General features: G+C 39.2%; 12 protein-coding genes. All 12 read right to left on the bottom strand.

Translation table 11 applies throughout. The features are described 5' to 3' along the window. Positions 1-25: 25 nt before the first annotated feature. Positions 26-2,032, bottom strand: coding sequence for a SpoIVB peptidase S55 domain-containing protein (locus QZ055_RS00060; protein WP_005387254.1), 2,007 nt, complete (start codon positions 2,030-2,032; stop codon positions 26-28). 12 nt (positions 2,033-2,044) lie between these two features. Continuing rightward, positions 2,045-2,329, bottom strand: a complete 285-nt coding sequence (locus tag QZ055_RS00055) for a biotin/lipoyl-containing protein (RefSeq protein WP_005387253.1) — start codon at positions 2,327-2,329, stop codon at positions 2,045-2,047. Positions 2,330-2,417: 88 nt separating this feature from the next. Then, positions 2,418-3,761 carry a phosphodiester glycosidase family protein gene (locus tag QZ055_RS00050; RefSeq protein WP_295823815.1) on the bottom strand — a complete coding sequence of 448 codons (1,344 nt, stop codon included), beginning with the start codon at positions 3,759-3,761 and terminating at the stop codon, positions 2,418-2,420. 217 nt (positions 3,762-3,978) lie between these two features. Next, the gene (locus QZ055_RS00045; protein WP_227720993.1) at positions 3,979-5,364 is read right to left on the bottom strand and encodes a rod shape-determining protein; all 1,386 of its coding nucleotides are present in this window, start codon (positions 5,362-5,364) and stop codon (positions 3,979-3,981) included. Then, positions 5,345-6,610, bottom strand: a complete 1,266-nt coding sequence (gene murA / locus QZ055_RS00040) for a UDP-N-acetylglucosamine 1-carboxyvinyltransferase (RefSeq protein ID WP_105086170.1) — start codon at positions 6,608-6,610, stop codon at positions 5,345-5,347. The genes QZ055_RS00045 and murA overlap by 20 nt, the downstream gene beginning before the upstream one ends. 166 nt (positions 6,611-6,776) lie before the next feature. Continuing rightward, entirely contained in the window at positions 6,777-7,739 is a 963-nt protein-coding gene (glpX, locus tag QZ055_RS00035) for a class II fructose-bisphosphatase (RefSeq protein WP_005387249.1), read from the bottom strand. 66 nt (positions 7,740-7,805) lie between these two features. Further along, on the bottom strand, positions 7,806-8,450 hold the full coding sequence (fsa, locus tag QZ055_RS00030) for a fructose-6-phosphate aldolase (protein WP_105090294.1): 645 nt from the start codon (positions 8,448-8,450) through the stop codon (positions 7,806-7,808). A gap of 13 nt (positions 8,451-8,463) precedes the next feature. Continuing rightward, the gene (serS, locus tag QZ055_RS00025) at positions 8,464-9,744 is read right to left on the bottom strand and encodes a serine--tRNA ligase (protein ID WP_295823813.1); all 1,281 of its coding nucleotides are present in this window, start codon (positions 9,742-9,744) and stop codon (positions 8,464-8,466) included. Between the two features lie 124 nt (positions 9,745-9,868). Further along, positions 9,869-10,822 (bottom strand): cation diffusion facilitator family transporter, encoded by a 954-nt coding sequence (locus tag QZ055_RS00020; protein WP_119206308.1) that lies wholly within the window; start codon positions 10,820-10,822, stop codon positions 9,869-9,871. 167 nt (positions 10,823-10,989) lie between these two features. Then, positions 10,990-12,270 (bottom strand): guanine deaminase, encoded by a 1,281-nt coding sequence (guaD, locus tag QZ055_RS00015; protein ID WP_295823807.1) that lies wholly within the window; start codon positions 12,268-12,270, stop codon positions 10,990-10,992. A 244-nt stretch (positions 12,271-12,514) separates the two neighbouring features. Then, the gene (gene speC, locus QZ055_RS00010) at positions 12,515-14,689 is read right to left on the bottom strand and encodes an ornithine decarboxylase (RefSeq protein WP_295823805.1); all 2,175 of its coding nucleotides are present in this window, start codon (positions 14,687-14,689) and stop codon (positions 12,515-12,517) included. Positions 14,690-14,821: 132 nt separating this feature from the next. Further along, positions 14,822-15,126, bottom strand: a 305-nt coding sequence (locus QZ055_RS00005) for an amino acid--tRNA ligase-related protein (protein ID WP_295823803.1), incomplete at its 5' end; no start/stop codon positions are given.

The raw sequence follows: 15,126 nt of genomic DNA, 5'->3' as shown, positions 1-15,126 counted from the left end.
AGCCCTTTCCCCTTACATTTTCAGCTTATTCAGCTGCATTAGTATCATTTACTTTAGATTCATCCTTTTTATCAGGTGTTTTTTGGTCTTGTTTATCAGATTTTTTCACATCTTGTTTATCAGACTTTTTCACATCTTTTTTACTGGATTTATCCTTTTTGGATTGGTCTTCCAATTCTAATTTATGTTCCATCTTGCTTTGATTTTTAACTTCTTTTACGCGTTTAGCTAATGCTTTATCGCGATCGGCTGGTTTCATAACATGAATTGTAAATTGACCATCACCTTGAACGATGTATTCCGTATCAATAGCAGTTTTTTCTATTTGATTATCATCGTCCTTACTAGAACTCAAATCTTCTTGACCTGTTTTTTTCTTTACATCCCCTGGCATAGGTTTTGATTCCACATCTTTAAGTTTAGCTTTTTTAACAGATTGGGAACCATCTTCATCAACAAGACTAATGCCATCTTCTAAAAACTCTACAACGATTTGATTATTTGTATCAGTCTTTTGAATTTCATCATAAAGTTCATTAAAATCTTTATGAACTTTTAAGCGACGTAAAATTTCATCAGTTAAATTATATTTTTGCTTTTCTAATACATAAGGTAATGGGATTTCACCGCCCCCACGCACCTCTAAGGTATACTTGCCAACAGCTTGATCCTCAGGAACCTTAAAGAAGATTTGTTTAACGACCTTCTCACCGCGGAACGGCTCCAACGTTACATCTACAACGATTGTATCACCAGGGGAAACAATGGTTGAAGATGCAGAGGCATCAACAAGCTTAGCTGTTTTCTTATCTTGTGTCACCTCAGTTTCTACAGAGATGTCAGAAATTTCATAATTAATGAATCGGTTATTCATAAGAACGTCGATAACATTATAGAACTCATCAACAGCCTTCTCAGAGATAGAGTCAGAGCTATAGAACATATTAGTTCGCGTCAACGGTTTATGCTCTTTACCTCTTGGTGTGATTGTATAAGAAATGGTAGCCGTACCAGCGCCACTACGATCCAACGTTTTATTCAACATGTTATATAGAGATGTAGCCGCTAAAGTCGGTGTCATCTCACTATCTTCAATAACCTTAACAGAGCTAGTTTTATCACGCCCCATATCAAGGTCTTTCAAATGGAATCGCATAGGGATCCCTGGAGAAATCACACCAGAAACACCTGCAATACCAGCACCTCTATCTTCAGTTACAGAGCCAACTTCCTTGCCCATAGAGCCCAATTTGAAAGCAGCATCATAACTTTTAACTACTGTAAAGATGCTTGCATTATGCATGAAGTAGTTTGAGGAGCCATGTTTTAAGAATGGATGACCAAAGGCAACAATCTTTTCCCCATCTACATAGGTAACAGTACCAATGGCCCCCAGTTTTAGGTCACCATCAACTAGTAATGCTGCTACAGAACCACCGGCTTCTAGAGGTTTAGCAATTTCATCACCACTAGCACTAGCCGTATCATATGTTTCATATTTATATTGTGGCAACTTGGATTTGAAGTAATCCATGGATGCTGCATCAAAGCCATAAGCCATAAGTGGCGTGCCAAGAGGGATCAATTGTTTATCATCCCATGGTTTGGATAAGTTCTTCTCATATGGAATATTCCATAATTTCACCATATCCTCGATAGGGGTAATCATCCCAATCGTACCATCTGCAAAGCCCCAGCCATAAGCAACAGCACCAACGAGCTTACCATTTATATATACAGGACTACCACTCATGCCATGAGCGATGCCGCCTGTTTTTTCCATAACAGGACCAGAGAACTTCGCTAAAATAAGATGACCAGATGGTCCCTTATCCTTCATGACACCAAGTACCTTTACATCAAAGGTAGAAATGGTATCTCCTACAATTACAGTTTTTGCAATGCCTTCCATACCTGTAGTTACATCATTGACAGGCATGAAATCAACAGCCTGTGCAGCTGTAAGTGAAGTACAGAAGAAAAGCGCCAGTATCGCTTTTCTATACCGACGCCAAGAATGAGAAAACTTCATTCCTTCTCTCCTTTATTTACTTTCTACTGTGACAACGATTTGATCACGAGAAACGTCTGAGCCCACTGTAACATTAACCGCCGTTACAGTACCAGTTACAGTAGATTTAGCAGCAGCCATAGGGCCAGCCAATGTCTCTACAGTTACCAATGTTTGACCTTCTGTTACAGCAGAGCCAACAGAAACTGTAGAAGCAACTTTACCTGTTAATACACTTTGGTATGATACAGGGGCCGCCATTACAGAGCTAACACTTAAAATGCCTAAAGCAGCTAATGCCAACACTACTCTTTTCATAACGATCCCTCCTTTTACAAAATTAGTTATGTATTTATAGTATACTAAATTATTACTAATATTTCAAACAAAATTGTATGCAACGAATTCATTTTATAATTACAATATCCTCATAGGTCGTAGGATTTGAAGTCGCTTTATGAACGTATGTATCATTGACTACTAAATCAACACTACCTTGATTCGATAATTCAGCACCATCCACGACGCCTAGTTTGGATAATAGTTGAGCCCCTTCTTGTTGTGTAACCCCTACGGATTGAAGCCCAGCTTTATCAACAGTAAGAACCACCAAATTATGATCTTTAGTAGTTCCTATAAAACTACGAGCTTTATTATGGGTCCCATCAGCACCAACATAGTTACCATTTTTCAAAACCATAGTACCTGCTTGTAAAGCTGCTCCACCAGTGGTATTCACTTGTGCCAACTCCGGTCTATTTTGAATCGTAATCGGTGTGCCCACCTTTAATTTACGTAACGCATCCCTAGATTCTCCATGACCAGATAATACGTATTGGTTTTCTCCAATTTTAGAATTCCCTTTTTGACCACTAACCACCTTGCCATTAGCAACAGTCACTTCGTATCCAAAGTCATTAGTCTTTGTAGATGCCCCATACGCTGATGTATATAGAGTCAAAGCATTTTCTTTACGACTTGTATTAACAGAGGTAATCAGGAATGTATCCTTCTGTGTTTTAGCCTGTAGTAAAGGTCTTTTTTCTTCAATAAAATATCCACGATTTGGTGTATATCGCAAGGTGCCACGGTTAGAAATACGCTCTAAATCAATAGTTCCATCACTTGCTACCGAATAAGGGCGATCAAAACTACTACCTTTTACCTTTGCGCCAATTATAGCAGTATGCGATTGAACTACAGATGATAAGGGTTTACCTTCCGAAACATGAGCGACCACCATAGATGAATCATTGTCCACAGATAATGCAAAGGCTTGGATTTTTCCTTCTGCTACAGTGTTATTAATCTTGCTATACGTAACAGATTTATTTACATCCTTTGTTGTTTGTTGAGCATAGCTAGAAAACAAATCAACTACAATACGCGATGGCTTCTCCAATGTAAATTCATGATGTTGTACATCCTTGTTAGCCGTCAATGTTACTTGCAAAGATCCATTAACAGGTTGTAAGCCAATGCCTTTTAAAACACCTGTTTTTGTATTATTTTGCGCTATAGGACCCGTCAATCCATTTGTAGTACCACCAAGGTTAAGTGTAAGGGCATGTGTGGACTCATTATAAGACTTAGTCCAAGATACAGGCATTTCAGATACATCCAATACAATTCGACTTGTGCCTTCATGATTAGATACACGTACGCCTGTTAAATTCCCAGCCTCAGCATAAGGTATGGTACTGCCTAGAAAACCTAAAACAGCAAAAGTCATATATAAATATCGTTTCATATACAATTCCTCTATAGCGACAAACCATATTAATAAGGTTTATTTTTATACATCAATTTTATGCAATATACTTTTACTATAGTATACATCATAAAGATGAAAATTACAAAAAGAGGGCACTAAAAAACGAAGTTACTATCTACAGTTATTCCAATCATCAATGGCCTAACTATAAATAGCAACTTCGTCAATTTACATAGTATGTCAATACAATATTTTATTGTAATTCATCCAAGGTATCACGCAATTGTGACATTTCATCAAGAGCTTTAGCAACCCCTTTGATAACAGCATATCGTGGAGACTCTACCAAATACGATGCAATACCTACAGAACGTGTAATAACACGATCTAACCCATCGATGAGAGCACCGCCACCGGTAAGAATGATGCCGTGATCATTAATAGCCGCTACAAGTTCTGGTGGCGTTTTTTCTAAAATAGATTTAATTCCTTCTAGAATATTCATCACTTGCGCCTCTAAGGCACGTTGAATTTCTAAGGAATTAACAGCAACCATCTTAGGTAGTCCAGAGCTTGCATCACGCCCTCTAACCTCTATAGTTCGCTCCTTAGCACGACGATCTACAGTCCCGACAGAAATCTTAATCTTTTCTGCTGTTAAAGGTCCAATAACAAGTCTCTTCTTACGACGGATGTAACGGATAATAGATTCATTGAAGGAATCTCCCCCAATGCGAAGGGATTCACTTACAACAACACCCGTATCACAAAGAACTGCAATATCCGTAGTACCGCCACCAACATCGACAACCATGGCCCCAACTTGGTCTGCATCATTGAGACCTGTCCCCATAGCTGCCGCCAATGGTTCCTCTATCAAGACAGTCTTCTTGGCCCCAGTTCTAAGCAAAGCTTCTAAAATGGCCCGTTTTTCAACAGGTGTAATCCCAGATGGTACACATACGATAATACGCGTTTTCATCAATCTAGAAGCAGGCACGACTGAACGAATAAAATACTTTAACATAAATTCGGTCATATCATAATCTGCAATAACACCTGCTTGAACAGGGCGAATAACAGATATGCCTTTAGGTGTACGTCCTATCATAGTACGTGCAGCTTCGCCTAAGGCAAGAATATCCCCTGTTTTATCATCTTTCGCAATATAAGCTGGCTCATCTAAGACTAAGCCCTTACCTTTAGCGAAAATAAGAATATTCGCAGTTCCTAAGTCGATGCCCAAGTCAAAGTTTAATGAACGATTTAATCGTCCCATTAAATCGCCCACCTGCTCAGGACGAACTAGGCGCTTCAAGGTCATAGCTGGTGTAGTTTTTGCAATAGCTACAGTCTCACGATTACGACGTTCCACACGGCGCATCTTCGTGACTCTAACCATGGCTTCACGCATATTGGAAGCTAAATGGCTAGCTTGCTTTGCTACGCCCTCAGAAAGCTTTGTGGACTTGCGTTTTGTCCTACGCAATGGCTTTCGATTAGTGCTAGTTTTAGCATTTTCAACCTTAGCAGCACCTAAGTTTTGTTGCTCGTTGTATAAAGCCGGCCCTTTTGAGCGCCGGCTTCGTTTCTTTTTATTCTGTTTTGGCTCTGTACTTTTATTCGTCAACCCGAACAATATCAGCACCTAACCTTTGCAATTTACCTACGAAATCATCATAACCACGATCGATATGATGTAAACGACCAACTTCTGTTCTACCTTCTGCAGTCAACGCAGCACAAACAAGAGCCGCACCTGCACGCAAGTCTGTAGCATTAACTACAGCACCATGTAAGCGTGGCATACCTTCTACAATCGCTTGACGATTGTCGATATCGATATGAGCACCCATTTTGCGAAGTTCAGCAACATGCATAAAGCGGTTTTCAAATACAGTCTCTGTTACTGTACTTGTGCCTTCAGCGATTGTAGTAAGCGCCATAAATTGAGCTTGCATATCTGTTGGGAAGCCTGGGTATGGTAACGTTTTGATATCAACAGCTTTGATACCTTTACCAGTACTGATAACGCGAATGCCATCAATTTCTTCCTCTACAGTAACGCCAGCTTCTTTTAATTTAGCTACTACTGGTTTTAAATGTTCAGGCAATGCATTTTCTACAAATACGTCACCACCAGCCATAGCAGCTGCAATCAAGTATGTACCAGCTTCGATACGGTCAGGAATAACCGTATGAATTGCACCATGTAATTGAGGCACACCTTCAATGCGAATTACATTAGTACCAGCACCGCGGATATTAGCGCCCATTGCATTTAAGAATGTCGCTAAATCAACGATTTCAGGTTCTTCCGCAGCATTTTCGATAACAGTTTTACCTTCCGCCATAGAAGCGGCCATAATTACATTTTCTGTAGCCCCTACACTTGGGAAATCCAAGTAGATTTGAGTGCCTTTAAGGCCTTCTGGAGCATGTGCATATACATAATCTTCAGTAATTTCAATTTTAGCACCTAACGCTTCGAAAGCTTTTAGGTGAAGATCAATAGGACGTGCACCGATAGCACAACCACCTGGCATGGAGATTTTAGCCTCCCCTTTACGCGCCAAAAGTGGACCCATTACAAGGAAAGATGCACGCATTTTGCGTACAAGCTCATAAGGAGCTTCCGTAGCAGTCAATGTAGATGCATCGAAGATAATTTCATCATCTGCTTTATTACGAGTAATTTTAACCCCCAAAGACTCGATAACTTGGCAAATTGTACCTACATCTTCCAAATTTGGAATTTCAAGTAATTTACTAGGCGTTGATGCTAGCAAAGTACCGGCAATAATAGGGAGTACCGCATTTTTAGCGCTACTAACACGTACACGGCCTTCCAACCGGTTGCCACCTTGAATGATTAGCTTTTCCAACAGAATTCCTCCTACACTTTATATCGATCATCTTGTATGAACTACAAGACGTTGTATTTATAACGTCATATACTAAATGTTATTATACTATTTTTCGATATATCTCATCAAGAGACTGTGAGAAAATACTGAGAAAAAAAGCCCCTCATTTTGAGGGGCCTAATTATTATTTTGCTTTTAAGGATTTTAGTTTCTCATCCATATGTACTGTGTCTAAGAAACGAACAGTACCAGTTTTAGAGCGCATTACGATAGTATGTGTACGCGCACCACCTGGGAAGTATTGAATAGCATTCAATAAGTTACCGCGAGTAATAGCAGTAGCCGCGAAGATAACATCATCTGTACGAACTAAATCATCCAATGTAAGTACTTGATTTACATCGGTAATACCCATTTCATGACAACGACGAATTTCTTCTTCTGTTTCTGGTTTCAAGCGCGCTTGCATATCGCCACCTACGCATTTCAAAGCAGCTGCAGCCAATACGCCTTCTGGTGCACCACCAGTACCAACAACCATGTGTACCCCAGAACCTTCAATACAACATTCCATAGCTGGGTTAACATCACCATCAGAAATTAACATAATACGTGCACCAAGATCACGGGCTTCTTTCATCAAACCATGATGACGTTCACGATCAAGCATAACAAGTGTAATTTCATCGACATTGCGATTCATTTTTGCCGCTACATTTTTGATATTTTCAGTTAAAGATTTAGTAATATCGATAGCACCTGCACCACGAGGACCAACGCAAAGTTTTTCCATGTACATATCTGGTGCATGTAACAAGCCACCTTTTTCAGCAATAGCCATAACTGCAATCGCACCATTTTGGCCTTTTGCAATCAAGTTTGTGCCTTCAATTGGGTCAACTGCGATATCTACTTCTGGACCACCAGCACCTACATGTTCACCAATGTAAAGCATAGGCGCTTCATCAATTTCGCCTTCGCCGATAACTACTGTACCAGAAATACGAACAGAGTCAAATGCTTGACGCATTGCATCTACAGCAAGACCATCCGCTGCATCCTTTTGACCGCGGCCAAGTAACCGACCACTGCGTAAAGCAGCCGCTTCAACGACACGAGCAAATTCCAAAGATAATGTACGATCCATAATAGGCCTCCTTATAAGTCCTGTGTGTATTGTAATATGACTCTTACATTGAGCCGAATACTTAACTTATTGATTAGCTTGTTTCCAATCTGCCATAAATTTTTCAAGCCCTGCATCCGTCAACGGATGTTTCATAGCTTGCATAAGTACTTTGAATGGCACTGTTGCAATATGAGCACCGGCTTTAGCACATTGTATGATATGCAATGGTGTTCTCACACTAGCTGCAATAATTTCAGTTTCAATACCATGAATAGCAAATATGTCTGCAATATCTTGAATTAATGTAAGGCCATCCATGCTGATATCATCAATGCGACCCACAAATGGGCTCACATAGGTAGCACCTGCACGGGCTGCCAATAAAGCTTGGTTAGCAGAGAAGATTAATGTTACATTTGTTTTAATACCTTCTTTGCTCAACACGGCAACAGCTTTAAGGCCTTCTGGAGTCATAGGCACTTTAATAACTACATTAGAGCCTAATTTTACAAGCTCATGAGCTTCAGCGATCATGCCTTCTGCATCGGAAGCAATAACCTCTGCACTTACAGGACCTTCTACAAGATTTGCAATTTCAGAAATAACTTGTTTTAAATCGCGTTTAGCTTTCACGATAAGGGATGGGTTAGTAGTAACACCATCGATAAAACCAAAAGCATACGCTTCTTTTATCTCATCAAATTCTGCGGTATCAATAAAGAACTTCATCAAATGCCCCCTCTTATTTTGCTGCCTTGATTACTTCTACGCCACCCATGTAAGGAACAAGTACCTTAGGAATTACAACAGAACCATCAGCTTGTTGGTAATTTTCCAAGATAGCTGCTACTGTACGGCCCACAGCAAGACCAGAGCCATTTAATGTATGAAGGAATTCTGGTTTACCTTTAGGTCCACGACGGAATTTAATATTTGCACGACGAGCTTGGAAATCAGTCATATTGGAGCAAGAAGAGATTTCTCTGTACTTGCCTTGAGCTGGCATCCATACCTCTACGTCATATGTTTTAGCAGAACCAAAGCCAATATCACCTGTGCAAAGTGTAATTACACGGAATGGTAATTCCAATAAACGCAATACTTCTTCTGCATTATCAGTTAACTTTTCTAATTCTGCATAAGAATCTTCAGGTTTAGCTAATTTAACCATTTCAACTTTGTTGAATTGATGTTGGCGAATAAGACCACGTGTATCACGACCTGCAGAACCAGCTTCAGCACGGAAGCACGCTGTAAATGCAGTGTAGTATTTAGGCAATTCTTCTTCACTCAAGATTTCACCGCTATGATAATTAGTTAATGTAACCTCTGCTGTAGGGATCAAGAAGTATTCAGTATCCTCTACATGGTACATATCTTCAGCAAACTTAGGCAATTGGCCAGTACCTGTCAATGTCTCACGAGTTACCATATATGGAGTCATCATTTCAGTGTAGCCTTGTTTATCTACATGAAGATCAACCATGAAGTTAATAAGAGCACGTTCTAAACGAGCACCTAAACCTTTATATACTGTGAAACGAGCACCACTCATTTTACCAGCGCGATTGAAATCAAGGATATCAAGATTTTCACCTAAATCCCAATGAGCTTGTACATCAAAGTCAAATTGACGTGGTTCGCCCCATTTACGTTGTTCCACATTTTCATCTTCATCAGCACCAACAGGAACAGATGCATCGCACATATTTGGCAACATCAACGCCGCATCACGTAATTTAGCTTCTACGTCGCGGATACGATTATCAAGCCCTGCAATATCATCGCCTACTTTTTTCATTTCTGCGATTTTATCATCCGCATTTTCTTTATTGCGTTTTAATTGGCTAATTTCTTCAGTTACGGAATTACGAAGAGCTTTTAACTCCTCTACTTTACCAATCAACTGACGACGTTCATCATAAGCGGATACAAAGGTTTCTAAATCGCCATTCGTGTGACGATTATCTAAGTTTTGTTGCACTAAATCAATATTTTCACGGACAAATTTCAAGTCTAACATACTATAAACCTCATCTTCCAACTATGCTACGAACAATATATTCAATACGTTTAAGTATACCATATATTGGTGTATTTATCATTAAATTATAAGCTATCTACTAGATTTCTAATTAATTTTTATGCTATTCATCATCATCTTCTTCTAGTAAATAATCTTTAGCCATCCATTTTCGGGTACCTGTGAAAGAAATGGTTACCCATTTTTCCGTTGGGTTCCCTCCGATTTCTTGGTCAATTTCATTGCGAATTGCATCGATTTCAGCAATCGTTTGATATGGGAAGTTCTTGCGAACTAAAATATCAATTTCAATAATTCGAGTATTCCCATATACTTGTACACTAGAAACGTAATCTTTGAAATTGTACTTTTCCATAAAGCGATCCATAATTTCTTGCACTTCATTATGTAATGAAGTTGGTGCCCATCCCAATACTTGTTTTACGGATGGGATAATAATGCGGAACGCGGATGGTATCATCTGTACGGCCAATACAATGAGAACAATCGGGTCAATATAAGCGGCCCAATCAGCATATTCAGTTCCTTCTAACATAATAGCCACTACAAAGCTGATTAAGATAGCTGCTTCCAGTAAAGCATCAACATACCAACTCACATTATCAAATTTAATTAAATTAGACTGTAAGCTTTTATTAATCCGTCGTACATATAAGTAATAGATTGTGTCAGCGACGGTGAAGAAGATGGCATAATAAATAGCTGGTCCAAAATCTACATGGCGGCCACCCGATATAAGATCTGTAATGCCACTAGATAGAGCGTAAATTACAATTAGTAATATAAAGAAGCCTTCTACGGCAAGTACCAAAGGTTCGAACTGCCAATAGCCAAATTGAAAGCGCTTACTCGTTTCACGGGCTATTAACTTGGCTGTCATGAGCATCATGATCTTAATTACAACATCGACAAAAGAAAATACACCATCTAATAAGACCGCGCTAGATCCTGTAACAATCCCCATTATAGTGCCACTTACTGCTACAAGGGCCATTAGCCCTACGGATTGCATAAGTAACTTCTGTTCTATAGAGCGCCTTGCCCCTAATATATCCATCAAGTACCCCACTTTCTTAATTTATATATCTTTTTATTATACACCACGGGCATTGAAGCGCAACACGAGGTCAAAATAAAACAGGTAGCTTGCATGATATACAAACTACCTGTACTGGCTATTATTTAAATTTTGTTCCTCTTTTTAGCGTTATCAGAACTGAAATATCAACCTTGGGGATTAGGTAATACGCGGCCCGCTACATAGCGCTCAACGATATGTCGATCATCACCAACATATAACCAACGCTCTAATCGCTCCTCTAAGGTGCGCTCATTTGGGTCAAATAGTGATGTATCATCAATAATAAGAGCATCTAGTTCACAACCTTTTTCAAAGCTCCCCACCTTACCAAAGAACTTGCCTCCACCCTTCGTAGCCATGTAGAAAGCTTCACTTAATGTGAGAGGCGCATAATTTGAATCTACTTCCACCCATTTCATTTTAGATAATCCAATGGCTTCTGTAAGAACCTTTGCCATTGATACAATATGACCACCAGATATATCAGAGCCTAAACCAATTGGTATATTCCGTTTCATTAGCTTGCGAATTGGTGCAATGCCACTTGATAGGTTTACATTTGAAAATGGACAATGAGATACCATAGTTTGTGTTTCTGCCATACGATCCATTTCTACGTCACTTAAATGAATGCAATGAGCCATTACCGTTGGCGTCCGCCCCATCAATTTATGTTCATAATACACATCTGTATAATTTGGTGACTCAGGATGTAATGCTGCTACCCAATCAATTTCACCGTGATTTTCAGATAAATGGGATTGAACTGGGACCTTGTACTCTTCTGATAATGTACCAAGGCCATCCATTAACTCGCTCGTGCAAGATGGTACAAAACGAGGGGTAATAATAGGTTTTACCAATGGACCAAATTGAGCCGATGCCTCTAACCAGTCTTTCGTATCCGCTAAAGATTGACTTGTTTCTTCAATCAAGAAATTTGGGCTATTGCGGTCCATATTGACCTTGCCTACATAGGCAGATAATCCAGCTTTTTGTAAAAGTTCCATCAACACTAATGTGCTCTCTTTATGGATAGTGCCAAACAGTATACTTCTAGTAGTCCCATTGCGCCATAAGTCTTGGACAAAGGCGCCATATACTAGCCGTGCATAATCTAGATCACTAAACTTTGCCTCTTCAGGAAATGTATAGGTTTCTAACCAAGGTAAGAGTTCTTTATCCATCCCAAGGCCACGATTACAATACTGTGGAGCATGTGCATGTGTATCTACAAATCCTGGAATAATGAGATTATCACCATAATCAGTAACCTCACAATCTGCATAGGCTGGTGGAATACTTTCACCACAATATACAACTACACCATCTACGGCAATAATATAGCCATGTTGAATGGATATAAATTCTGAAGGACGCGGTGTATATAAGATATTCCCTTTTAAAATAACTGTCGAATTCATATAACCTCCTCGCGTAATTAGAGCCCTAAAATGCTAAGCTCATATAACACGCTAGTTTTTTCTTTAATAGACTATGCTATATGATTCATAGTATATGCTATTTAAATAGCAAAGTGAATGATGAACGCCACAGTCATGATGTACATAATAGGATGAATTTCACGACGACGGCCAGTTGTCAGTTTAATCAATGTATAAGAAATTTTAGTAAATTCCTACAGTCCTTGTATAAAATCGTATAAATTTACATTTCATATTCTTTTTTCAATACATAACCATACGCTTGTTTATAGCCATTCGATTGTTCAGTAATGTATACACCTTGTATTTCTGGAGCAAAGCCAGGCAGTTGATTAATGCCTTCCTCTAAAGCCAAGAAATAGTCACACGCAGTCTTAGACCAACGTTCTCCAGGTTGCACGCACAATACACCAGGTGGGTACGGTAGAGCGCCCTCAAGAGCAATACGACCTTCTGCTTCGCGTAGCGGCACTAATTCTCCCTTGTTACGTTGAAACTCAAAGTTTGCCTCTTGTGGATTCATGACATAGTCTGGGAAGTATTCACGAGAAAATAGCCGTTGTTGTAAGAGGCTTACATTTTTAGACTTATAAAAATCATGCATTTCTTGACATAGCTGACGAATACTATAGCCTTTGTATGTATCTATATAGCTATTGTAAATAGATGGCAACACTTCTTCCATCGGTGCATCTCGGTCTATGAGATTTTCAAAGCGAACGAGTTCCGCCACGAGTGCATCCATCTTACTCTTAGATTCTGCTGGCGTCATCAAGAATAAGATTGTATTTAAGTCACATTTTTCAGGGATAATACGATTCTCCCTTAAATAGTTAGCAAGAATATTCGCTGGGATGCCAAACGCTTCATATTCTCCAGTTTCCACATTGACTCCTGGTGTAATCAATTGGAATTTACAAGGATCAATGAAATACTGCCCCTTACCATAGCCGTTAAACGAATGCCACTTGGCTTCTGGTTCAAAAGCAAAGTAATCTACATCACCTGCCATTTCCTGCGTATTTCCGTCTTCCCATTTTTTGCCATGCACTATCGGTGGTACTAACGGACGGAGATATTTGCATTGCTTCAATACGACTTTACGAGCATCAATAGCAACTTCAACACACTCACGCCACAGTTTTTGTCCCAACTCACCTTCATGGATTTTGGCATTTACATCGAGAGAGGCAAATAAGGAATAAAATGGCGATGTAGACGCATGCATCATAAAGGAGTTATTAAAACGTTTATGATCGACATAACGGTCTTTCCCCTTTATATGACTATCCTTCTTATGAATTTGAGAGGTTTGAGAAAAACCTGCTTGTTGCTTGTGAACAGATTGAGTCACCAAAATCCCTGGATCATCAGGGCCTAATTCTAAGAGTAACGGGCTACAATCTTTCATCATAGGAATAAATTGTTCATATCCTACCCAAGCAGAGTCAAAGAAAATATAATCACAAAGATGACCAATTTTATCTAATACTTGGCGTGCATTATAAATCGTACCATCATAGGTGCCTAATTGAATGACTGCTAGCCGAATAGGACGTTTAGCTCGAGCCTTTTCAGGGGATTTTTCTGCAATCAAAGTTCGAATATAACTTTCATCAAAACAATGATCTAAAATGCCGCCAATGGACCCAAATGGATTGCGCGCTGTCTCAAGATATATAGGGGTAGCACCAGACATAACAAGACCACCATGGCAGATGGATTTATGATTATTACGATCATATAAGATAATATCGCCCGGTGTTAAAAGAGCATTAAGTACTACCTTATTCGCTGAAGATGTACCATTTAACACAAAATAGGTCTTGTCAGCATTATAGACTTTCGCAGCATGCGCTTGCGCATCATAAGCATAGCCTTCGTGAATTAAAAGATCCCCTAATTTTACATCTGCATTACAAAGGTCTGCTCTAAATATATTCTCCCCAAAAAAATTGTAGAAGGCGCGACCTGTAGGATGTTTATAGAAGAACTGACCACCTTGATGTCCAGGGCAATCAAATTGCGAATTTTGATCGCCTACATAATCAGATAAAGCCTTGAAAAATGGTGGTAAAATAGAATCTTCATAGCTTGCTACAAGCTTTTCTATCTCTGATTTGCAATCGTCCATATTTGTAGAGGCAAACTCTATAATGGATGCTATGCACTCCTTATAACAAGATAAATCCTTAGATTCATCAAATCTTAGGACAATAACAGGTATACCAAAGGTATGAATTTGATTATTATTGATACGATCTAAGTCACAATCACCAATAACAACGGCACCGACATCTATAAAATCTGTATCACAAATAGGAACACATATACGACCCTCTAAAGAGCCAATTTTGGATTGTACAGAATCAGATAAAGCAACCTTTAAATGTTTCACAGCCTCCTCCTTTCGTAACTATGTATCACACTCGATATATACATCAACACATATGGAATAAAACATAGTATAAAACATATAACAAATAAAAAGACTCCCTACTCAAAGAATAGGGAGCCTTTTAGTTTTAGATTATTCAGCTGCTTCTTCTTCAGCTTCAATATGCTTAGGAGCTTCTGGTTTCATCAATGGGAACAACAATACATCGCGGATGGATGCAGAGTCTGTTAAGAACATAACAAGACGGTCGATACCAACACCTAAACCAGCTGTTGGAGGTAAACCGTATTCAAGAGCTGTAACGAAGTCTTCATCCATACGGTGAGCTTCATCATCGCCAGCTTCACGTTCTTTCAATTGATCCAAGAAACGTTGTTTTTGATCGATTGGGTCATTTAACTCGGAGAAGCCATTTGCCAATTCACGGCCATAAATGA

The sequence above is a fragment of the uncultured Veillonella sp. genome (assembly GCF_905209685.1).
Taxonomy (GTDB): Bacteria; Bacillota; Negativicutes; order Veillonellales; family Veillonellaceae; genus Veillonella.
This window is presented reverse-complemented; position numbering and strand designations above follow the sequence as displayed.